This window comes from uncultured Paraglaciecola sp. (assembly GCF_937123705.1).
Lineage (GTDB): Bacteria > Pseudomonadota > Gammaproteobacteria > Enterobacterales > Alteromonadaceae > Paraglaciecola.
Window position 1 is genome coordinate 38,997 of record NZ_CAKZKO010000138.1, and the last position, 22,440, is coordinate 61,436.

The following is a 22,440-nucleotide window of genomic DNA, read 5'->3' on the forward strand; positions in this document are numbered from 1 at the left end:
TGTATTCCTATGCTTTGATAATCGAAATGTGCAAACTACTAAGCGTTATCGGTGGCACGAGAATTTGTATTCAGATCATTGCGGGCAATCAGGCCGTTTAGACATTTCACTCCCGCCATTTCCATACTGTCAATGATTTCAGTGGTTTTGGTTTGTAACACCGAGTGAAATACCAATAGAGGAATGGCCGAAATCAATCCAAAAGCTGTGGTGTTCATGGCCACCGAAATACTTTGCGACAACAAGCTGGCTTTTTCTGAAGGATCAGCGGTGGCAACGGCAGAAAACGCCGCAATCAAACCAATAATGGTTCCTAACAAACCTAATAGCGTAGAAATATTGGCCAAGGTCGCTAAATAGGCCGTGCGTTTTTCAAGTCTAGGGGTGGTTTCCATTAACCCTTCTTCCATAGCGTACTCGATGTCTTCACGCCTTTGACTGTGATCCAATCGCGCCAAACCTGCGCCGATAATACGGCTAATGGGCGCTTTATCGGTACTCGCAAAACCTAATACCCCTTTGTAATCATGTTTATCGAGTAGCGGCTCCATTTGTTTAAAGGCTTTTTTATTCACACTTTTAGAAAAGCTTAAAAATAAATAACGTTCGATCACAATAGCCAGACCAATTGCCAAAACAACGGCAATAGGAAACATAAAGGTACCGCCCTCTTGGAAAAACCGTACTACCACTTCAAAAAAATCCATCACTGACTCCTACTTTTTAATCTGTTCATTCTACTCTCAACCTTAGGTTGTTGGGTATTAGCCTTAAGGCCGGGGTATGTTTCTGTTATCTAGAGTTAGGACTATCTAACATTTGAATTTGTAACCTGAGTTCATCCCTTTGCAAGGGCACAAATTTTTTATTTATGCGCTCTACTATGGGGCTAGGTAGGCTTTGTTTGGTTTTAGGTGGTTGCCAAGGCACTATAGTTAACACTTTGGGTTGCTCTTGACTGGCCCGAATAGTTTCTTCTAGCTTGATGACCGCAGGCTGTTGGGCATTACCTAAACCTAGCTGAAAAACAAGATAGAACCCCGCTAAGTAAACAATTCGACTGTTCATTGTCTGGTTCCTTGTTGTGGGTTTTGCTCAGCAGCTTTTATTTGTCTTTGTAAATCGATTATCCAGCCTTTTAATTGCCGAGAATCGTCATTAGATAACCCTTGGTACAGTTTATAGTCAGCTAAGGCTTGGATTTTTTCACCTAGGTATAAATCATATAATATGCCGCGATTAAGATAAGCAGCCGCAAACCCTGGCCAGCTTTTAATGGCTAATTGATAATGGGCCAAGGATTCTTGAAACTGCCCTTGCTGACGTTGCAATTGTGCCATCTCATTGTGAGCAAGATAATTTAGCGGGTTAGCCTCTAGGGCGTTTTCAAGATAACCTTCAATATCTTGAAGCTGTTGTTCACTGGCATCTCTGTTGAGCATTTTTGTCACTAGCGCCAGCTGCAACCACACACCTGAAAGATTGGGTTGTTGTTCTGACAATCGCAAAAACGCTTCTCTAGCCTGACTAAGTTCACCTTGCTGCTTGAGCAACAAGGCTCCTTTAAATTGACTTAAAGCAGCGGCGCTAAACTTATGTTTACCGGCCTGAATTTTGTATAGGTTTGGCTTAGCTTGTAAGGCCAGCACTTTAATTTGCAGAGGCGTTAAAGACGCCGATGGCACTTGAGTTGTAGTTTTTTCAGCTTCAAAAACGCTAGGCAAGTTTGAACAACTGTTAAGAGCAGTGATACTCAGCAAACAAAAAACAGCCCAACCCTTAGTAAATTTCATCTGTTACCTCAACACCGATTTCTTGTTTGTTATACCTACCCGGTAACAGGGTTTGTAAGGCGCTAAAACTTTTCTTCACCCATTTATCATAACTACCTTGCCAACTACGTTTAACGTTGGTTTCATGAATGTCGATGGCTTGCTCTTCAAAGGGATAGGCTTGCTCTTCGAGTAATAAGTCGTATTGTTCTAGCTCTAAAGCATTCAAGTTTTTAGGCTTACTTGAAGCCATTAAATCTTTGGCAAGTTGGTGATAAATATCGGCGATGCCAAAGTTGGCGGCTGTGGTGAATTCCTCAACTTTGTATTCTAAGGTTTTATTGTAAGCGTTTAAGGCACTATTTAAAGCTGATTTTTTCTTGGCTAAGCTGGCGTTAAGTGGCAGGGTTAGTTTGATTTTTTTATAGGCATATAACTTATCGGAGGCGAACACATTGGCTGCCATAGCCGCTAAATAACGACTTCGATCACTGCGCTGCATATCTGCTGACTGTTGCGCCTGTTGGTCTGCTTGAATTAATTTATTCAGCCAAAAACGTCTTTTACTGGCTTCATTACTGGCAAGGTAAAACTCACTCATAATAAACCGGGCTTGGTTGGCTTCTGCAAAAGGCTTAGGGTAACTGTGGGCGTATGTGCGGTATGCATCTAACGCTTGTTGCCTGTTATCAATCTTATGCAAATATTGGGCGGCCACGTACAAGGCTTGTCTGCCTTGTTCGGTTTGAGGATTGACCTGATGCAAGGCTAACAATTCATCGGCGGCTTGTTGCCAGTTTTCATTTTGTTGATAGGCTTCAATTAATTTTCCTTGAATGTTGGCAGTCAGCTTGTTGTTAGGAAATCGCTTTCTAAAGTCTTCAAATAAATCAATCCCCTGCTGCCATTCTCCCATCTCTAACAAGTAGTTAGCGGCATCATACTGGGCATTAATGCGGATCGCCGATTGAGGTGCTTTTGCTATGACCCGCAAAAAGTCATTCACCGCCAAGGGCAAGTAGTTCTTGGCCACATTTTGCTCACCTTGTTTGTAAATACTTGCGGCGAGTCGCTCCCTTAGATCCAAGTAACGCTTATCATTGGCCGGCAACAACTGCATGATAGTTTCGTAAGTACTTTCGGCTGGGGCGAAGCGTTGCAATGCAAATTGACTATGACCCACCACCAAATGACTCGCCAAGCGTTGTTTGGTGGGTATGTCTGTTGGCCAATTCAGCAGTTGTTGCGCCGCCGCGATGGCAAGCTCATAACGGGTTAAGGTAAATAACTGCTGCATGCTGTTATACAAAATATCTCTAGCCCGTGGATCATCGGCAAAGTACTTAACAAAATCTTCTTGAGAATTGAGTTGCCTATCTAACCAGCTAAGGGCCTGCTTATTGTCATCTTCAAGCACAGGCTGTTTCGAAAGCGTCTGAATTTTTTGATAGGCCAAAATAGCAGCATACCCTGCTTCTGCAGCTTTAGGATGGGCCTTAGTTAACGTGGACTGCCCTTGGGTGTGCTCATAGGCATAACGCTCGAACGCGTTAATTGACTCACTATAATGCTGGGCTTCAAATAATGCTTCACCTAAACGGTAAGTGAGTTCGGGGGTTTGCTTATCATCTGGAAAAGTAGCAATAAACTGCTGGTACCACTTAGCGGCTAACAATAGCGCCGCTGTAGATTGCTGTTTTAAAGCTTGAGTTGTAGCCCCAACTTTATCACTATCTTTGTTTTCTACACTAGCCACCGCTAGCATCTGCCCACGACTATGCTCGTATTGCGCCAGCTCCTGTAAATAGTCATTTAAATGGGGAGCCACTTGTTCTTGCAATACAATCGGCCAATTCAGCCAATACTCGCCTCCAATGCCATAACGCGTGACAAAGCGCTGCTTGGCGGGCAACACTAAAGTAGGAAACTTCCCTAAAATGTAGGCATCTATTTGTTTGACTGCAAAAATAGGGGCTTGAAAATGTTCGCTGTGCACTTCGGTAAAGGCTTGAAAGGCTTTGGCACTGTCGCTATATCTGTCTTTATTTAGATAGTGCTGTGCCAAAGCGTTATACAATACATATTCATAGTGCCTATTGTCGACTTGCTGAAAATGCGCCGCTACGCTAGCCGCGGGGCTTGAATACTGATTGTCGAGATAAGAGAACAACAAACTCATAATGCGAATAGTGTCATTTACTAAGCGTTTTTCACCCAAAGGTAAAAGCTCGATTTGAGCCTGACTGTCTACCTGAGACAACATAGATTCAGCAACAATTTCATTGGGTAATTTATGATCAAGCAAATTTGTAAACGCCTTTAATGCCTCACTTTGCTGTTCGTTCTTAAAATAACTCCATCCCAACATATAAGCGGCAGTGCCGTAATACGGGCTGTGTTCACCTTGCACTAAAACCTTGCGATAGGCTCCAATAGCCTTTGTATAGGCTGCACGATTAAACTCCACTTCTCCCATCCTAAAATGAATTTCACTTAGGTACTGGTTATCTGGAAATGTCTGTAATAAGGTTTGTAAGGTTGCAAAACTCTGTTGCATTTGCCCTTGCTGCTCGTATGCCTTGGCAAGTTGATATAACACATCAACATTTTCTGGATTGTGGGGATGATCCACCAGCAATTGCTTATATTGACTGATAGCGACAGCAAATAGCGGCTGAGGGGCCAAGCTCTTATTTAAGGCGTCCGAATCTGTTGGCTCGCCTTCTTCATACATCTGCTCAGCTAAAGACACTTCTAAATCGGCCAGTCGATATTGCACTATTTGTTTAGTTTGGGGTGAGCGCACCAAATCGAGCAGTGCTTTATATGAATCACGCATGGTTTCAGTTTTGGGTTGCTCAAGAGGCGTGTGATCTAATGGAAGAGGTTCAAAATACACGTCGCCTAAGGTTTGATTAGCTGCAGAGGATGTGGATTGGGAGTGGGAACTGCCACTAGGCGCTGTGCCACATCCAATTAACGGCAACATCAATCCAAAGTTAAGCAGCACACCATAACGCAACTTCATAGTTGCACATCCTTGTTTTCTGGCACCCTAGGTTCTGGGATAAGCTTGTCACTGTGTTTTTGCAGTGCTTGATCATTCAAACGCACCACGGCCAATTGCGCCTGTAAAATATAGTGTCTGACTTTCTGCTTGTGCGCTTGGATAAACTGATTAAAGGTATCAGATAACTGTGCAATCAGCGCCTCTTGTATCAGCTCACTGCTAACAATTTCATCATCAATACGCTGAGCCAAAGCACTGACTCTATGGCGCTGCGCGGCAAAATCTGGTGTAGCGGCGAGTTGTTTAAGCAATTGTTGCTGACGTTGCTGGGTTTGAATGATGTCATTATCGAGTTGCTGCAAGGCTTTTTTCGCTTGCCATTTATTTGCTGGAAACGCTTCACTTGCTTGCCAAATCAAACGTCCTGCAACACGTTCAATGCGCTCTGCGTAGCTGTTTTTTAAAGGTGCTTGGTTGTGCTGTTTTTTAAGAGCCTTAATCCTTGCTAACCGAATTTTTGAACGCGCCACGCGGCTTAACCATTGTTGACTCTGTTGACTCATTAAGACTTGGCCGTCTTGCTGCTCCTCGGCGCTAGCTAAAATCGCCGCAAGGGTATTTCGCTGTGCTTGTAGTGCCGGTAATTGTGCCAAATTTTGGTCCTGTAAAATGTGTTCGGCGCGCTTGGATCGTTCGATTTTTCGTTCGTCTAACATCAAATGATAATGCTGCATTTGTTGTTGCCAATTTTGTAGCTGAACATGCATATCTCGATTTTCAGATAAAGCCGACAAAACCGCCCTAAACTCACTACTAACAGACACTGTATTGAATAACTCGGCCGCATTAAACTGTTGCCCTTTGTCTTTAAGGGATAGACTTACATCATAATCATCATGTGGTTGGCCCTTAGTATTTGGCAATAAATCCAAAATAAATTGCGGCTGTTTAACTTGCTGCTCTGCTTGATTTAAACCTGTTAAAGCCTGTTTAAAACGCTCTAGTCCTAGTTTAAGCAACTGCATAGATTGTGTGGGAGCAAAGGCTTTTTCATAGGCATAGGCGCTGGCTAAATAGGCTTCTAAGGTATATTCACTATTATGTGGGGTGTGGATCAGTCGCTGCCATATGGCCAATGCGGTTTGTAACTCACCCCTTTTAGAAGCGGCCCAGCCATAACCTAATAATGCGGCCTGCGCGTCTAATCCATCGCTGCGAATATTTTTAAATGCTCGAAACGCTTTGTGGGGTTGGTTGTTTTGAAGCAAGGTATAACCCAAGGTGAGATTAGCGCGATCACGAATGGCATCACGCTCCGCTGTAATATTCGTCTCACTATTTTCAGTAAAAATGGGGGCCGCCCAACCCAGCCAACTTTGAGAAGTGCTGGATTGATTGTTGGCTAAATTAGATAAACCCGCTATTGCTAGTTGACTATCTCCCTTGTGCAATAAGGCAAGGGCTTGATTATATTGAACGTAATCGCGATAAATCGACGCATCTGATAATTGTTGTAACCATTGAATGTTTTTACCACCTTGATCTTCAGACAATAAAAATCCATACAGTTGCGATTGCATGTATAACCAGTTGTCGCGAGTCGAAATATCAAAATATTGATTGGCATCTTGTTGACTAATTTTCTGAAATGCTTGGGCTGCTTCTGGATACAGACGTTTTTTGTAATAGGTTTTTCCAAGCAGTAACCAAGAATAAGCGGTGACATCTGCTGCGGGATTGCTTTTTAGTAAGCGTAAGAATATTTCAGCGGCCTGATCATCCAAACCATAAGCCAAACTAATCCCCCCTTTTAGTAGCTCGGGCTCGACTTGGTAACCACTTAAGTACTCTGGAATATGATCCAAGCCATCAGGGTATTTTTGTTGCAAAATAGCCAAATAAGTTAAGGCTAAAGAAAAATTGCCTTGGTAATACTCATACAACACTTGCTGATACGTTTTTTCAAGCTCAACAGAATGTGTTTGCCTTACCTGTTGAGCATGACATATAAATGCTACACAACAGCCTAGCCCACATAGCCACTTCCACATATTAAAGCTCTACTGCCTCAAAAATAGGCTGTTGTTTTACGCTTGAGTCAACAATGCTCAATTCTAGGGCTTTGGCGTCTGCGGTCTTTGTAAAAGTGGTACTGGTGGCTCTTTTGTATTCTCTATTCTGAGGCCCATTACCAATAAAAAAGGCACTGATTTCATGCTCACCTTGGGCCAGATTATCAATATGTAATTTTTGAACGCCCCCTTTAAACAAGGCTTGAACTTGTTTTTCGGTATACAAATGGTAGGTCACTACTTTGTCATCAATTCTCAGTTCAACCGCATCCAAATTAAAATAAGTGCCAATATCCATAGAAAGATACACCACTACTTGGGTGCTAGATGGAAACAACAAATCTTCTTCTAACACAAACAAATCGCGATTTAAGGCAATCACTTCCTTTCTTAATTGTTGCAATTGCTCGGTAACGGTTTTTTGTGAGGCTTGCTCATTTTGCTGTGCATTGACCTGCATGCTAGCACTCAATACCAAGCCAATTAGTAACACCCTGTATTGAACGCGAATAAAGGTAAACATTTTTTTAAGGTCAAAACCCATGAGAATTCCTATGGTCATGATAAACAAAAGGCTCTAGTAAAATATGGACACGTAGAAACGTGCGATATTTGCTGAAAACTGATAAAAGGGTTCAGCCCCTACAGACGCATCTAACGCCAGCACATCTCTAAAATCATCATAGTCATAGGTCACATGATCAAAGTCGAGATTGATGGTGCTTTTCTTGAAAAAATTAGCCGCTGAAAATTGGAATTCGTAGGTCACACTGGCACCTAGAGACAAATTATTAAAGGTACTCATTTCTTTATCGCGGGCGCGGAAGTTAAATTCGGCGCTGCGGCTATATAAATCTTGATAGAAATCTGCTTTGTCTTGCTGGTAATGTCTGGCGCGTAATTCGACTATCCAGTCATCACCAAAAGTATGGATATAACCGAGCTTAAAGGTATTGGCATCTATGCCCCATGAATCAGAAAACAACTTGGCTTCACCATACACAGACGCGCGATGGGGTAAATAATAATTCGCTGTGATTGCCGCTGCGTTACTCCTGCGGGTGTTGGGGTAAACTTCGGTCTCAAAACGGTAGCCCAGATCGCTACCCGCATCGAGAAAACGCACCGAACGATAGGGGTTGTTCAGATAACCTTGATCTGAGATATTTTCTAGACTTAACCCAAGGATCATATTTTTTGTGACAATTTGGGTGATCCCTAGGCGATAATTTTGGCGTTCTGCCAGTTTCAAAAAACTGCTGTCGCCGGTTTTACCCACTTCATCATTGCCTTTGGAATACCCTAATGTGAGGGTGGTAAGATCACCAAAAAAGTCTTGGCTTACACCTACATGGAACGATTCGGCTTCAAAGTCATTTTCTGAGCTAGTAGTGTAGTTCAGGCTCATCAAAGTTTTGTTGTGAAGGTAATCAATGCCTATGGCATTTTCGGTGCGCTCCTCCGCATAAGGACTGGCCGTGGCTAACACGTCTATTGAAGCACCAGATATAGTATCAACATAATAATTGGCAGATATTGATACATGATTACCAATTTTTTTGCGTAATAAAATAGAAGGGCCATCGATAGACATGCCACCACCTTGGTAAGAGTGGTACATAGCGTCAGAACGGTCCTGTGGTAACACTGCGGCATACGCCTGCCACGTTGCCAACCCAATGATTATGCAGGCAATAATCAATCGCAACAGTAGTTTTCGCATTGTGCCATTTGGCCGTGGCGCGCTTTTACTAATTACAGCCACAACCACCTCCAGCGCCACCTTCTGCACCTCTAGCCCCTTCACGAGCTTGATAAGCATGGTGAGTGTATGCCATAGATACAGGATTGCGGTTCATACTCATGATGGTATCGGCCAAGTTGTCACGCTCGTAGGGTTTAACCCAAGGCTCAAACGTGCTGCTACAGCCACTGGCTAAACCCAAAGCCATGACTGCCAACAGCGAGCGTAACAGAATTGAATGGACTTGCTTCACTGTTTACTCCCGAAGTAATGCTTTAACAGCTTGTTTATATTTTATTTCATCACCACTTTTATAGCCTTTGTGCAATAAACGTTGATTACCATCACGATCCACTAAAACTGTGGTTGGCATAGCTTGTACATCGTATAACTTGCTCACATCGTCATTGACATCAAATAGCACCGGAAATGAAACACTAATATCATTCAGTAAAATATCTGCTTTTGCAGAGTTTTCATCTACATTGACGGCCAAAATAGTGAAGCCTAAATCGGCATATTCTTGTTGCAGCGCTTCTAAATGAGGTAATTCTTCGCGGCACGGTCCGCACCAAGAAGCCCAAAAGTTGATTAACACTACATTGCCTAATTGCTCTTGCAAACGCACATTGCCGCTATTTTTACTCGCTAAGGTAAAATCAGGTGCGGGCCCATTACTAGCTGCTGCATAGGCATTCACTCCATTGAACAAAGTACCAATGATTAATATGGCTAAACCCAAAACATTGCGATTTCCAACACGTCTTCTTTGGCTAGGATTGTGATTAAATTTTGACATAAAACAGTCTCTCAATAGGTAAACAACTTAAAAAAAGAAAGTGGCCCCTAGGCCATATTCAATGTTGTGTGTGGTTTTTTCTTCACCAATCAACTCAGAGTTAAACAAGTGATCTTTCAAATTTACATGCAACGCAAAATAGTCTGTCAGTAACAATCGATAACCCGCGCCAATAGTTAGCGTAAACCTTTCATCTCCACCAAATTCCGTACTGCCCGCACCCAAGGTGAAATACGTGGCCGAGTTAAAAACCCAACGGTCGGTGTAAAAGGTTTCGCCGTTGAGGTTGTAACCTAATGACAGGTTATAATAGCGATAGTCTCGCTCTGCTTCGGTTAAAAATGGTGCGCCACCACTGAGTACCTCAAAACTGGTTTCACCTGCTTCGGCTTGACCATATGTGGCTTCAACAAAAAAATTTTCATTTACGTGATAGGCCGCTCGCGCCCCCACTACCATGCTCGATGAAAAATCTTCAACACTTATCACCCCCACTAGCAGGCCAAACTCAAAATTTTCAGTGTCGATATTCGCTTCATTAATATCGCGGCGTTCAACCCCAGGCTCAATTACACTTTGCTCACTTTTCTGTTGCGAGTTTTGTTGTGCCGCCAAAGAACAACTTATCGCGGTGCAAAGCAGTGCTAGAAAAAAACTGCGAATCCCAATTGCCATTGTTCTAAGTCCTCATTTTCGTCTCTGTTGGTTAATGCTTGAAGATGTTGATATTCAAGCTTCAACATAAAATTTTGCGCCATGTAATAACGCAGACCGACACCCGCAGCCAATAAATCACTGGTTCGGGTTTCATCTCCACTTTGTACTAAATTTGCTCTAGGTTTAGTACGAATTTGCCCTGCACTTAATGTGACATAAGGCGATAAGCGCCATTCTGGAAAAGTGCTGTGTTGCAGGCGCACTAAAAAAAACTGATTCTCAGATAAGTCACCTAGGGCTTGCGTCACGCTTACGCCAGCCGTTAAGTTTTCGGTTGCGATCCAATCGGCAAATACTGTCATAGAGGCCACACCCTCAAATGACCCACCTAAAGCGCCAAACTCTACTTTTCGCTTGGAAAAGGACTCGAAGGAACCATCAAACAACTTTACCGGCTGTCCTGAACTGCTTTGGGTTAAATGCAACGCCTGTTGTTTTACCCAACCTTGCACACCTTTATGGGTGGCAACTTTAAACCAGTTAGTACGCCTTTTTAAAACCGTGATCCATTCATTTCTTGCCGCTACATAAATAACAGGAAAACCGCCAGCTGGGCCCGAATGTAGCTCAATATAAGGCTCTTTAACTTGTACCTGCACATTGTCATCGGCCAATGCGTAAGACATGACTATTGATAACGCTAGGCTTATCCCAAATCCAAACTTGAGTGCACTTTTTAAATAGAAAATGAACGACTTTAGGATCAATAACATCAGTTTAAGGGAGCCACAAAGGGATTGTTGTAATATTGACCACCAATATCTAGCCATTCAGATATTAACTTTAACTCACTTGGAGTGAGCCATCCTGCATGACTGCCTCCCGGATTAAATGGCGTAAAAAATCTATTACTCGAAGCTGCGCCATTGGTTGCCATACTATTGGCCACACCTACTGTTCGAGTAACGGCAATGGGGTTGTCTTCTGCATCTAAAATTAGCTCCCCGTCCTCATCCACTTCAAACACAATGTCGCCGTTTTCATCGGTGACTATTATTAAACGGTCGACTAAGGCCCCTTCAAGTAGTTCTTGTTCATTGTCGCCAAACATCAACTCTTGGTAACTGGTCAAAAAATCAGGATCATCGGTAGATGCAGTGGCGCGTAAATCTAACTGAGCCGCAGGAATTTGAGTGAGGCCGTCTGCTCCTTCTGGGATATGGCAACTTAAACAACTGCGGTCTTGTAACAAGGTCTCGCCGTTTGCAGCAAACACTTTTCTGTCTAGCTCAAAAATAGGCTGAATATGCTCGGGAAAATGAATTTGAATACGGCACAAACTGCTCCAATTCAAGGCGCAACTGGCAGTAGTGGGTAAAGGCGTTTGTAAATTAGCATAGCGATAACCTAAGTCTGGCGCTGGGTTTTGAATAGATGGGTTTGTCCATATATCGGTAAACAAGATATCGGCTGTTGGATAGTTTACACCGTTAATTCTGCCGGAAGTTTGCGCCATGGTATCGCCAAGATCGGCAAATAAGGCTGGATTAGCACTGGGAAACGGACTCCCGGTCGCAGTTGCGCCTAAGTTAATACTGTCAGCTTCGGCATCAGCCCGGCCATGAGGGGCTTCATTATTTTGATTATGGCAGCCATTACAGGTACGCACTTCACCGGCAGCCAACTGCAACCAATTTTGATGCCTTGCTCCAACTCGTCGACCGTTTACATCCAGTACACTAAATGCCAAAGGCACATTAGCAGGGGCGTCAAACAACACCGAACCATCAGGCTGAATAGGTACATATCCAATGATTTCACGCATTAATTGGTTGCGACTGCGGCCATAGGCGGAGCTGTCGAAATCACGCACTTCTTCAGATGGAATGGACACAGCTTTCACTATCCGCAAAAATCGCGCGGGCCTTTCATCAACAGGAGTTTGAGTCGGGTTAGCCATGACTGCTATACCTTGCTCAGTGGCATCAATGCCAGAAAAGTCATAGACACTTTTAATGTGCACTCGGCCCAACCCTTTATTGGCTAAATCTTGCTCAAACTCATCAGCTTGTTGTGTATCAGCTGGATAAGCACGGGGCTGCATGGCCACTACATCCGTATAGAATTGTCCTTCTTCAGGCGCATTGATCACCAATTGTGTATTTTCGATTGGGTCATACATCCATAACCCAAAGAGTAAAGGTGCTGGCTCCGTCAATGGATTGGCGAGACTTGCTTCATCGCAGGGTAAAATGGTGCGCACATCACCCTCTGTAACAACCTGTTCAAAATCATATATGCGGCATTGACTCCAACTAAACAACACTCTTTGGCTACCATCCCAAAGAGGGTATGCAGCCAAAAATACCCCGCCGGGTGAAATACTGCCATCGATTAAAACACTGTCGAACAAGGCCGGCTGCTGTGCCGGTCCACTAAGCCCTATCTGCGATGCAATTGGCATGGTATTGTCAATATAATTAGCGATATCAATATTGACATATTGTCCCCCCCAGCTATTACTATCAAAAGACCTTAAGGCCGCCATTAACAGGCCGTTAGGCTGCTCTGCCAGTTCAGTGAACTGCATGGCATTATTACTGAATTCACTATTATGGCTGTGCCGCCCGTAAACGATTTCTAAGCCGCTACCGTCTGCATTTATTTGATAAATGTTGATGCTGTTGTTGTTACCCATATTATCCCAGCGACTAAACAGGATTTTTCCTGAACTGAGCACCATAGGATCAAGGTCGTGACTTTGGTTAAAGGATATTTGTTGTATATCACGGCCATCTGCACCCATCACATGCAGTACCGAGGCAATTTGACGGCGACTTTCATCTAAGCCTTGGTATTGTGGCTTACCTTCGTCGAGCAACAGTGCTTGATTGGCTTGCTGCCGAGTGGAACTAAACACAATGCGCCCATCAGGTAGATAAGTTGGTGAGGTATCTTGGCCAACTTCGGCGTCTAGATCTGAACCAATAATACGGTTTAAATTATCAGCCTCTAGATCATATTCCCAAATATTCCAGCTAGGCTGCTCGTCATCATTGGCATCTTCAATTTCTGGGGCACGCATCGCAAATAATAATCGCTGGCCATCATAGGAAACCGTTAAATCTTTTACATCGTAACCTGCCAATGGTAAATCTTCAGTGGCGGCTAAAATTTGTTCCTCAGAATAAAACGCGCGATCACTAATATTTTGGGCAACGGCGCTAACTGAAGCCCTAGGTTTTACGAATAACTGCGCGCCTGGGAAAAAGTCATTAGGGGCCCGCAAGTCTTGGGATAATAAAACTAAGTCTTGGTCTATTGGTGCTGGACGTTTGATATAAGCTATTGGCACATCAACCACCACAGGGTCGGGTTCTTGCTCAGTTGACAAAATTTGGTCACCTCCACAGCCAACAAGAGCAAGCCCTAGCAACAATATGCTGACTCTTATTTGGCTAAAATGGGGAGATGTTAATAATGACCAATACATCAAGGCGCTTCACTCAGGTTAAAAACAAATTTTTAGGGTAAGTAGGCTATCAGCAAACGCTAAAATCAAAAACTGTCTATTAGCTGCTACCTTTTACCTTTAAATAGACGGTAGATACTTGCATTAACGGCTTTGATGAACAATTTATGCTTTTATTATTAGGAATGTTATTAAATACCTAATCCTATACAGTACGGAAATAATGCTATTTGAGTCTAGCCTTTATTTTAATTAATTCAGGAAAAGTTCCGCCACCTAGAGGCTGTATGATTTTAAAGACATCACAAAGGCGCTAGCACAAACCATCTTAGCTATTGATTAATATAGATAATGCTCATTTTCCTCAGGCTTTTTGAGCTAGTCAATGTCGCTCTACTCCATAAATAAGTCGGAGATTAGCAACACTTTGAGCTATTTACGGTTAGTTAAATTTGCTTCACTCTTCCTAAACGCCACGCAATTCAAAGCATTGATACAAGTGGCGTAATTTGTGCTGACACCTAAAAACTGACGGAAAAACTCTCTCACACAATTCAAGAGCACTTTTTGTTGTAGTGTGCGCTTTTTTACCCCAAATATGATTTTTAGGTATAAATATTCAAACCTAACTTGAATCAGTAATGTTGTTATAAACACTTTTGTTGACTAAAACCCATACTAAGCCAGACACTATTTTTTTGGCAACTAGAGGAGCTCCAATTTGAAATATTTAGCGAAGCAAATTGGCGGAAGTAAAAACATTCTCTGTTGGGCCTTTATTGCTGCCACATTATTCACCATTCCTTCCGCATATTCAGGTACCAGAGAACAAGCTAAGCGAATCCATGACCGCTTGGCAGGGGTGCCGCCTAGTTCTATTGTGCTTGAGCAAATGGAAAACCTAATGACTGATGGTAAAGCCCGTGAAGCAGCAGATTTGGCAATGAGTAATCCGGCGTTTTATTCGGTGACCTTAAAAAACTGGATCACCCCTTGGACTAACGAGGACTCAGATGTATTTGCGCCATTAAATGATTATACCGCTACTGTTATCGGCATAGTCCGGGACGACATCGATTTTAGACAAATACTCAGTGGCGATCTGCTCTATATCGCCAATGCAAGTGCAGCTGTGCCAGCTTACTCCATCAATAGCAATGCCCACTACCAAGCCTTAGAAGACCAGAGCGCCAATCTAAAAGAGGTGCTACAAGCCACCACTCAATCAGCGTTAACCGCTATTCCGGCCGACGCTACCGCTGGTGTGATGACCACACGGGCTGCTGCTAAGTCCTATTTTAAGGATGGTACCAATCGCGCCATGTTTCGATTTACTCTAATTAATCACTTATGTACTGATTTAGAGGGTTTAAAAGATACCAGTCGTAGTCCAGATCGGGTGCGTCAAGATGTGAGTCGTAGCCCAGGTGGCGATAGCCGCATATTTAATAATTCTTGCGTGGGCTGTCACTCAGGAATGGATCCACTGGCACAAGCCTTCGCTTACTATAATTACGAATATAATCTAAATGGCGATCCTGACGGCGAACAAGGCTCCTTGCAATACAATCAAGCGGGTGACATAGATGCCGCTACGGGTTCGCGAGTACAGAAAAAATATCAAATCAATAGCAATAACTTTCCCTATGGTTTTAGCACCAATAACGATAATTGGAGCAATTATTGGCGCCAAGGTTTAAATAAAAACCTCGGCTGGGATGAATCATTACCCGCGACTGGCAGCGGTGCTAAATCTATGGGACAAGAGCTCGCCAATAGCCAACAATTTGCCACATGCCAAGTCACGAAAGTATTTGAAAACATCTGCCTACGCTCGCCTCAAAATGCCGCAGATAGAACCCAAATCACCCATATGACCAACACATTTACCAGCACGGGTTATAACATCAAACAAGTGTTTGCCGATTCGGCTGACTATTGTAAAGGGGAATAAAAATGAGCTATAGCACCTCTTTGCCTAGCGTTAACCTAAACCAAACACTGAAAACACTGATTTTAATGTTGATGATTACAGTGCTAACTGCCTGCGGTGGTAATTCGGTTGAAGTCACGCAAACACCTGCACCAGCACCTGGGGGTAATACCCCTGTTACATATTCTGGCCCTGTTGCTGCTACAACAGATGTGACCCAATTTAAGTTAGAGCTGTGGGACAATATCAGCTCTGTAGAACGTTGTGGTGCCTGTCACATACAAGACAACCAAACGCCGTCTTTCGCCCGCAATGATGATATTAACTTAGCTTACGATGCAGCAGTGCAATTAGTGGATTTAGCTTCACCTGAAGACTCGACTTTAGTATCAAAAGTAACTGGAGGACACAACTGCTGGTTAACCAGTGATGCCGCTTGTGGTGATATTATGACGACTTGGATCACTAAATGGGCCGCCACAGAAGCAGCCGTTGAGGACATTCAATTAGAGGCACCACTAGTCAAAACCCCAGGCGCCAATAAAAATTTTCCCGCTGACACTCAAATTTTTGCCAACGGCCTGTATCCCTTGTTAGAAACTTATTGTGCAAATTGTCACACCAACTCTGCCACCATTCCTATTTCGCCATATTTTGCCTCAAATGATATTGACGAAGCCTATCAAGCATCTAAGGCCAGAATCAATCTAGACAATCCTGCTAGTTCGCGTTTTGTGGGCAGAATTCGCGATGAATTTCATAATTGTTGGAGTGATTGCAACAGCAATGCCAATAGTCTACGTGCTGCTATTCAAGAAATGGCCGATGACATTGATGTGACAGAGTTAGATCCTCGCTTAGTTAATAGTAAAGCCCTATCTCTTTTTGATGGCACGCTAGCGACAGGAGGTGGCCGCTTTGAAAACAGCCTGATAGCCAAATGGGAATTTAAAACCGGTTCGGGTACCACTGTATTTGATACCAGTGGCGTAGAGCCCGCGATTAACCTCACACTTAACGGCGACGTCAACTGGGTAGGCGGTTGGGGGATTCAGTTAACCAATGGTAAAGCACAGGGCTCTACCACTAGCAGTAAAAAATTACATAATTTAATCACCGAAACCGGTGAATTTGCGATTGAAGCTTGGGTGGTTCCAGCCAATGTGACCCAAGAAGGCCCGGCAAGAATAGTAAGCTACTCCGGTGGCGCCGACACCCGCAACTTTACCTTAGGGCAAACCTTATATAACTATGACTTTTTATTACGCACCGATCAAACCGACCTTAATGGTCAACCTGCCTTATCAACTGCCGATGCAGCAGAAGTATTACAAGCTAGTTTACAACATGTTGTGGTTAACTATGATCCGGTGAATGGCAGGCAAATATTTGTGAATGGTGAGTTTACCGGCGATGGCGATAACACCCAAGCAGGTAACTTTGCAGATTGGAACGACACCTATGCTTTGGTGTTAGGTAATGAAGTGTCAGGTGATATTCCTTGGGCTGGCACAATCAGGATGACCGCTATCCACAACCGGGTGTTGAGTGCGACCCAAGTGGCACAAAACTTTGATGCGGGCATAGGTCAGAAGTTTTTCTTATTGTTTGACGTTAGCGATATCACTGATATTTCGCAAAGCTATGTGGTGTTAGAAGGCAGTCAATTCGATAGTTACAGCTACTTGTTTACCAAACCCTTCTTTATTTCCTTAGATAACAACGCCACTATTGCCAATATTCCACTACAAGGAATGCGCCTTGGCATTAATGGCCGTGAAGCAAATGTTGGGCAAGTTTACCAAAACCTCGATATCGCTATTAGTCAAGCAAACTATGTATCTGGCCAAGGGCAACCATTGTCAGATTTAGGCACCATCATTCCTGTGGAGAAAGGGGCTGAATTGGATGAATTTTTCTTAACCTTTGAGGTACTGGCCGATCAAAGCAATGTTGTAATTGAAGCCGATCCTGCTGCGCCAGCAGCCAGCGTTGATGTCAAAGCGCAAGCCGAAATTGGGATGCGTAATTTTGCCGAAATTAACGCCAGTATGTCCACAGTTACCGGCGTACCTATGAATAACACTGCCATCAAACAGACATTTGAAAAACTCAAACAACAACTGCCCTCCGTTACCAATATGGATAGTTTTTTAGCATCCAATCAAATGGCGGTAACCCAAATGGCTATTAAATATTGTGATCAACTGGTTGAAACCCAAAACCTGAGAAACAGCTATTTTTCTGGTTTTAACTTCAATCAAAGTGCGAGTTCGGCTTTTAGCGGCCCAAACAGAGACTTAGTGTTAACGCCTCTCACCAGCAAAATTTTAGGTGTCGGCTTAAATGACCAACCCAATAACACCGACGTAACGGCAGAACTAGACAATTTAATCACCCGCTTAACGGATTGTAGTGGCGGCAAAGTATGTGACGCTAATTATACCAAAACCGTGGTCAAGGCCGCGTGTGCTGGTGCTTTAGGCAGCGCTGCCATCACAATGCAATAAAGGTAAGAATGATGAAAAATAAACACACCATAGGCGTAGATGCCCCCCTTTACCATGCTTGCCATGCTAAGCCGGTTACGCGCCGCGATTTTATCGCTCAGGGTTTTATGGCTGGAATGGGCACCGCAATGAGCGGCTCTGTGCTCAGCTTATTTGCCAACCCTGGCTCTGCCCACGCAACCTTATCATCTGATTTAGAAGCCCTTAAAAGTAACTGCGGTATTGCCACCCAAGGGGCGGGAAAAATTCCTTTTATTGTGTTTGATTTAGCAGGTGGCGCGAATATTTCAGGCTCCAATGTATTGGTGGGTGGCCGCGGTGGTCAATTAGATTTTCTGAGCACAGCCGGCTACAGCAAGCTTGGCTTACCTGGGGATACTGTGCCCTCAATCGCCAATCCAGATACGGGTTTAAGTGATTTTATCAATACCGAGCTTGGTTTAGCGTTTCATTCTGACAGCGCCTTTTTGCGAGGTATTCAAGACAAGTTAAATGTTACTAACCGCGCCAATGTGAATGGTGCAGTGATCCCTGCCCGCTCCGAAAACGATACGGGCAACAATCCACACAACCCTATGTATGGCATTAATAAATCCGGTTCGGATGGTTCGTTATTGACGTTAATTGGCTCCCGTAACTCAGAATCGGGGGGCAACTCAATGGCACCGGCCGCGATGTTAGATGCGTCCAAACGCCCCACTAAGATTGACCGGCCATCTGACGTAACCGGCCTAGTGGATACCGGTGATTTGGTGGGATTACTCAGCCAACAAGATGCAGTGGCGGTAATGGAATCTATCCAACGAATCAGCGCCATGAAGTTAGGCAAGGTGAATACCCAAATTACCAGCGATGATGTGTTAAAAGATCTGGTTAACTGTGGATACGTAAAAAGTGCCGATATCGCTGACAGGTTTGGCGATCCGTCATCCTTAAATCCACAGCTTGATAGCAACATAGTGGGCGAAAATGGCATATTTACGCAAGCAGAATTCGACGCTGATCGTGAATTTAGAAAAACCGCTTCCACCATGAAACTGGTGATCAACGGATTTGCCGGTGCTGGCACTATCACTATGGGTGGCTTTGACTATCATACTGGCGACAGGTCCACAGGCGAAGTGCGAGATTTGCGAGCTGGACGTTGTATGGGGGCTTGCCTTGAATATGCAGCAAGAGTGGGCGTACCTTTGATGATGTATGTGTGCAGTGACGGCTCGGTGGCCAGTAACGGTATGATAGACGATTCAATGGATGGGCGCGGAAAAGGCGTATGGACAGGCGATAACTCATCTACCGCAGCTTCATTCTTTTTAGTGTACAACCCAGGTGGTACACCACAATTAATTGGTGCGAATCCTGATGCACAAGCACAGCATCAACAAATTGGCTATATGCGCAGGGATGCTTCGGTTGAAACCGCGGCCACGCCCGCCGCCAATAATGTCAATTTGTTAGTAGAAACCGTGATTTTAAATTACATGGCACTACACGGCGAACAAGGCAATTTTGCCAGCTTATTTCCTCAAAACGGGTTAGGCAATGCAGCTCTGATGGACAGACTAACGGCCTTTGAACCTATAGTGAATGGGGTGATGGCTTAACCCCATTCAAAATATATGCATGGGGTGGATAATTTGATCCTAACTCGGGGTACGTAGCACCATCAATCTAATTTCGGTCATATCTTCCATCGCAAAGGTTAGGCCTTCACGGCCTAAGCCCGATTCTTTAACACCTCCGTAGGGCATGTTATCTACTCGCCAACTAGGCACGTCACCAATTATTACCCCACCCACATCTAACTGGTCCCATGCTTGTTGAGCTTTATAAATATCACGGGTGAATATGCCAGCTTGTAGACCAAATTGGCTGTTGTTGACTTCTTCTAGGGCTTGGTCAAAATCACTGAATGCGCTAATAATAGAAACTGGCCCAAAGGCTTCCTCGGCATTAATGGCCGCATCATTAGGAACATTTTCAAGCAAAGTGGCTTGCAACATATTCCCGGTACGCTTACCACCACATAATAAACTGGCACCAGCGGCTACTGCTTGTTGTATCCAATCGTCCAGCCTCGAGGCTTCAGACTCAGAAATCATCGGACCGATAAAAGTGTCTTCAAGCAAAGGGTCACCATGGACTAAATTCGCCACTTTATCGGTGTATCGCTGTTTAAACTCTGTGTAGATTGACTCATGCACTATGACTCTTTGTACGCTAATGCAACTCTGGCCTGATTGATAATAAGCACCAAATACAATGCGCTCAACTGCATCATCTAAATCTGTATCTGCATCTACCACGCAGGCCGCATTACCACCTAGTTCTAGAATCACCGGCTTTTTACCGGCCTTGGCTTTAAGCGCCCAACCTACTTGAGGTGAGCCAGTAAAGCTAAGCAATTTAAATCGTTCATCTGTGGTAAATAAATCCGCACCCTCTCGGCTACAGGGTAAGATTGAAAAGGATCCTTTAGGTAGCTCGGTTTCGGCAAGGATCTCTCCGATAATCAGCGCACCAAGAGGTGTTCGACTGGCAGGTTTAAGAACAAATGCACAGCCAGTAGCGATAGCGGGCGCTATCTTATGTGCGGCTAAATTAAGAGGAAAATTAAATGGCGAAATAAAGGAGCAAGGGCCAATTGGCACACGTTTATACATGCCGGTATAACCTTTTGCACGCGGGGTAACTTCAAGATTTAGTACTTCACCATGGATGCGTACAGATTCTTCTGCTGCAATTCTAAAGGTATCAATTAAACGTGTTACCTCGCCGCGAGAATCTTTAATAGGTTTGCCAGCTTCTATACATAATGCATAGGCGAGCTCTTCAAATCTTTCCTCAAAACGCTTTACACAATGATTAAGAATACTCTGACGTTCATAAGGTGCCATTTTGTTTAGTTTAGGTTGGCTGGCTTGTGCTGCTGCTATTGCCTGATCAATAACCTTAGCGTCGGCTAATGCTACATAAGTGGCCGCTTCGTTGGTATATTTGTTGGTAACAGCCAAGTTTTGATTGGCAAATACGGCCTCATTGGCCAGATAGTAAGGATAAGCATTTGCTAACATATAGGTTCCTGAATATGACTTGGGTTGATGTTAAACAAGGTCAAACTTGCTCGGCTAGGTACTGCACTAAATTCAATTGCCACTCTGTTATTTTCGGGTGAGCTAATAAATCACACAGCGCTTTTCTATCATTATACTTTTCAAGTTGCGAATATTCATGGGCAAAATCTAACAGACTGCTATAGCTAATCCCCAACAAATGTTCGTTATAAATACGGTGTAACTTAGCCACTATTTCACTTAAATCTGTAATAATGAGCAAAACATCATGAGCCACATTTGGTAAATATTGGTTCTTAATTGCCATTGAATAGATTTGGTAATCCTGCAGCGCTTTGTCTAACATCGACACTAATATATTCGAGGATAATTGACTATTGTTAGGCATTACAGCCTGATATGAAATGGGTTCCTTAAAAGGCGTTTCATCAAGCAAATGATATCCACGAGCAGCTTTACTGTCTTTTCCGATAGTCGTGGGCAATATTTTTACTATTTGCCTAGCGAGGTCAAAAAGTGACGCGACCTTACCTTTTTTAAGCTCTAACTCAACTTCGCAAATAGGCGTGCGTCTGTTATTTGCAATTATCTCTCCATGATCCCAAACCAGCTCAACTGTGTCGTGATTCGCCAGTTCAAACAAAAACACCTGACGAGTGAAATGGGTCGTAAATAGTGTTTCTATTTTGGTTTGTAGCAAGTCAACATCTAGGTTATTAGGCCAAGCTGACACTGGAAACAACTTAAGCTCCGGTACGACAATAGTTTGTTTGTTTATTTCATTGAGCTGAACATTATATTCAGGACGCTGATGTAATCCGCCAATTGACTTTCCAGCCGTTTTTAAGGTCTGTTCAAACTTTTGGTCGTTGCCGCGAATTCTTAAACCAATATCGTGTTTTCTTAATACTCTATCTGGCGTATCAAAATAATGATTAGTTAATACTAATAATTCTTGTGTTACTTTCGCATTTATTTGTGGCAGCAACTTAGTATTAATTAGCTCGCCAGCTTGCTCATTGGTAAGTAATTTAAGTTCGATTTCGTATTCCATAAAACCTTTTAATAAGAAATATTAATTTTTGAATAATTCGCCATACCTTAGCCTTTCAAATTCCACTCTTCAACACAGAACTGTCGCAAAAAAACGTCTTAATTGTGCCACTCATGCGGATTCACAATTATCTATTGACTGGGCCCCTAAGGCTTTTAAGTCGAGCAATTTGATTTGTTGTCTAAACAACGCGCTTATATTCAATTATTAGGGATAATTTGATTGGCTTAAAAACAAATAGTTCCTTGCCTTTCTTTGACCCAAGCAATACCATTTACGGTCACTTTTTAGGAGTAAGTTTTTTGATTATCCCCAAGCAAGTCGTTTTACTTTTTTTATGCCT

At 43.4% G+C, this 22,440-nt stretch carries 17 protein-coding genes; 3 read left to right on the plus strand and 14 right to left on the minus strand.

Annotated elements, in window-relative coordinates; genetic code table 11:
• Positions 1 to 38: 38 nt before the first annotated feature.
• The 12 genes from Q0688_RS17330 to Q0688_RS17385 all read right to left on the minus strand — a co-directional run bounded on the left by Q0688_RS17330 (position 39) and on the right by Q0688_RS17385 (position 13,448).
• Complete coding sequence (locus Q0688_RS17330) at positions 39 to 707, minus strand: MotA/TolQ/ExbB proton channel family protein (protein WP_299079811.1); 669 nt, start codon at positions 705 to 707, stop codon at positions 39 to 41.
• A gap of 85 nt (positions 708 to 792) precedes the next feature.
• On the minus strand, positions 793 to 1,068 hold the full coding sequence (locus Q0688_RS17335; protein ID WP_299079814.1) for a hypothetical protein: 276 nt from the start codon (positions 1,066 to 1,068) through the stop codon (positions 793 to 795).
• Positions 1,065 to 1,793 carry a tetratricopeptide repeat protein gene (locus tag Q0688_RS17340; RefSeq protein ID WP_299079817.1) on the minus strand — a complete coding sequence of 243 codons (729 nt, stop codon included), beginning with the start codon at positions 1,791 to 1,793 and terminating at the stop codon, positions 1,065 to 1,067. Before Q0688_RS17340 ends, Q0688_RS17335 begins: the two co-directional genes overlap by 4 nt.
• Positions 1,780 to 4,800, minus strand: coding sequence for a tetratricopeptide repeat protein (locus tag Q0688_RS17345; protein ID WP_299079820.1), 3,021 nt, complete (start codon positions 4,798 to 4,800; stop codon positions 1,780 to 1,782). The genes Q0688_RS17340 and Q0688_RS17345 overlap by 14 nt, the downstream gene beginning before the upstream one ends.
• Positions 4,797 to 6,833: a tetratricopeptide repeat protein gene (locus Q0688_RS17350; protein WP_299079827.1), complete on the minus strand. Its 2,037-nt coding sequence runs from the start codon at positions 6,831 to 6,833 to the stop codon at positions 4,797 to 4,799. Before Q0688_RS17350 ends, Q0688_RS17345 begins: the two co-directional genes overlap by 4 nt.
• A gap of 1 nt (position 6,834) precedes the next feature.
• Positions 6,835 to 7,398: a hypothetical protein gene (locus tag Q0688_RS17355; protein ID WP_299079829.1), complete on the minus strand. Its 564-nt coding sequence runs from the start codon at positions 7,396 to 7,398 to the stop codon at positions 6,835 to 6,837.
• A 33-nt stretch (positions 7,399 to 7,431) separates the two neighbouring features.
• Positions 7,432 to 8,619, minus strand: a complete 1,188-nt coding sequence (locus Q0688_RS17360) for a DUF3570 domain-containing protein (RefSeq protein WP_299079832.1) — start codon at positions 8,617 to 8,619, stop codon at positions 7,432 to 7,434.
• Positions 8,606 to 8,806, minus strand: coding sequence for a DUF4266 domain-containing protein (locus Q0688_RS17365; protein ID WP_299080440.1), 201 nt, complete (start codon positions 8,804 to 8,806; stop codon positions 8,606 to 8,608). The genes Q0688_RS17360 and Q0688_RS17365 overlap by 14 nt, the downstream gene beginning before the upstream one ends.
• A 48-nt stretch (positions 8,807 to 8,854) precedes the next feature.
• On the minus strand, positions 8,855 to 9,397 hold the full coding sequence (locus tag Q0688_RS17370; RefSeq protein WP_299079835.1) for a TlpA disulfide reductase family protein: 543 nt from the start codon (positions 9,395 to 9,397) through the stop codon (positions 8,855 to 8,857).
• 27 nt (positions 9,398 to 9,424) lie between these two features.
• Entirely contained in the window at positions 9,425 to 10,072 is a 648-nt protein-coding gene (locus tag Q0688_RS17375; RefSeq protein ID WP_299079837.1) for an outer membrane beta-barrel domain-containing protein, read from the minus strand.
• A complete protein-coding gene (locus tag Q0688_RS17380) occupies positions 10,042 to 10,884 on the minus strand; it encodes an SH3 domain-containing protein (RefSeq protein ID WP_299079840.1) in 843 nt (280 codons plus the stop codon). The genes Q0688_RS17375 and Q0688_RS17380 overlap by 31 nt, the downstream gene beginning before the upstream one ends.
• Positions 10,827 to 13,448, minus strand: a complete 2,622-nt coding sequence (locus Q0688_RS17385) for a hypothetical protein (protein ID WP_299079843.1) — start codon at positions 13,446 to 13,448, stop codon at positions 10,827 to 10,829. Before Q0688_RS17385 ends, Q0688_RS17380 begins: the two co-directional genes overlap by 58 nt.
• An 838-nt stretch (positions 13,449 to 14,286) precedes the next feature.
• On the opposite strand from Q0688_RS17385, the gene Q0688_RS17390 reads away from it, so the two are divergent.
• The 3 genes from Q0688_RS17390 to Q0688_RS17400 are packed head-to-tail and all read left to right on the plus strand — an operon-like array spanning position 14,287 to position 19,573.
• The gene (locus Q0688_RS17390) at positions 14,287 to 15,480 is read left to right on the plus strand and encodes a hypothetical protein (protein WP_299080442.1); all 1,194 of its coding nucleotides are present in this window, start codon (positions 14,287 to 14,289) and stop codon (positions 15,478 to 15,480) included.
• Between the two features lie 2 nt (positions 15,481 to 15,482).
• The gene (locus Q0688_RS17395; RefSeq protein ID WP_299079846.1) at positions 15,483 to 17,969 is read left to right on the plus strand and encodes a LamG domain-containing protein; all 2,487 of its coding nucleotides are present in this window, start codon (positions 15,483 to 15,485) and stop codon (positions 17,967 to 17,969) included.
• Between the two features lie 11 nt (positions 17,970 to 17,980).
• Complete coding sequence (locus Q0688_RS17400; RefSeq protein WP_299079849.1) at positions 17,981 to 19,573, plus strand: general secretion pathway protein GspF; 1,593 nt, start codon at positions 17,981 to 17,983, stop codon at positions 19,571 to 19,573.
• Positions 19,574 to 19,612: 39 nt separating this feature from the next.
• On the opposite strand, the gene Q0688_RS17405 is transcribed toward Q0688_RS17400, so the two are convergent.
• Both Q0688_RS17405 and Q0688_RS17410 read right to left on the minus strand, forming a co-directional pair.
• Positions 19,613 to 21,043 carry an aldehyde dehydrogenase family protein gene (locus Q0688_RS17405; protein WP_299079851.1) on the minus strand — a complete coding sequence of 477 codons (1,431 nt, stop codon included), beginning with the start codon at positions 21,041 to 21,043 and terminating at the stop codon, positions 19,613 to 19,615.
• Between the two features lie 40 nt (positions 21,044 to 21,083).
• Complete coding sequence (locus Q0688_RS17410; RefSeq protein ID WP_299079854.1) at positions 21,084 to 22,097, minus strand: inorganic triphosphatase; 1,014 nt, start codon at positions 22,095 to 22,097, stop codon at positions 21,084 to 21,086.
• Between the last annotated feature and the right edge of the window lie 343 nt (positions 22,098 to 22,440).

Excerpts from the sequence above, each read along its gene's own strand:
- Q0688_RS17355 (WP_299079829.1), bottom strand. The coding sequence starts at position 7,398 with ATGGGTTTTGACCTTAAAAAAATGTTTACCTTTATTCGCGTTCAATAC.
- Q0688_RS17400 (WP_299079849.1), top strand. The coding sequence starts at position 17,981 with ATGAAAAATAAACACACCATAGGCGTAGATGCCCCCCTTTACCATGCT.
- Q0688_RS17345 (WP_299079820.1), bottom strand. The coding sequence starts at position 4,800 with ATGAAGTTGCGTTATGGTGTGCTGCTTAACTTTGGATTGATGTTGCCG.
- Q0688_RS17380 (WP_299079840.1), bottom strand. The coding sequence starts at position 10,884 with ATGGCTAGATATTGGTGGTCAATATTACAACAATCCCTTTGTGGCTCC.
- Q0688_RS17340 (WP_299079817.1), bottom strand. The coding sequence starts at position 1,793 with ATGAAATTTACTAAGGGTTGGGCTGTTTTTTGTTTGCTGAGTATCACT.
- Q0688_RS17350 (WP_299079827.1), bottom strand. The coding sequence starts at position 6,833 with ATGTGGAAGTGGCTATGTGGGCTAGGCTGTTGTGTAGCATTTATATGT.
- Q0688_RS17375 (WP_299079837.1), bottom strand. The coding sequence starts at position 10,072 with ATGGCAATTGGGATTCGCAGTTTTTTTCTAGCACTGCTTTGCACCGCG.
- Q0688_RS17405 (WP_299079851.1), bottom strand. The coding sequence starts at position 21,043 with ATGTTAGCAAATGCTTATCCTTACTATCTGGCCAATGAGGCCGTATTT.
- Q0688_RS17370 (WP_299079835.1), bottom strand. The coding sequence starts at position 9,397 with ATGTCAAAATTTAATCACAATCCTAGCCAAAGAAGACGTGTTGGAAAT.
- Q0688_RS17335 (WP_299079814.1), bottom strand. The coding sequence starts at position 1,068 with ATGAACAGTCGAATTGTTTACTTAGCGGGGTTCTATCTTGTTTTTCAG.
- Q0688_RS17330 (WP_299079811.1), bottom strand. The coding sequence starts at position 707 with ATGGATTTTTTTGAAGTGGTAGTACGGTTTTTCCAAGAGGGCGGTACC.
- Q0688_RS17365 (WP_299080440.1), bottom strand. The coding sequence starts at position 8,806 with ATGGCTTTGGGTTTAGCCAGTGGCTGTAGCAGCACGTTTGAGCCTTGG.
- Q0688_RS17410 (WP_299079854.1), bottom strand. The coding sequence starts at position 22,097 with ATGGAATACGAAATCGAACTTAAATTACTTACCAATGAGCAAGCTGGC.
- Q0688_RS17395 (WP_299079846.1), top strand. The coding sequence starts at position 15,483 with ATGAGCTATAGCACCTCTTTGCCTAGCGTTAACCTAAACCAAACACTG.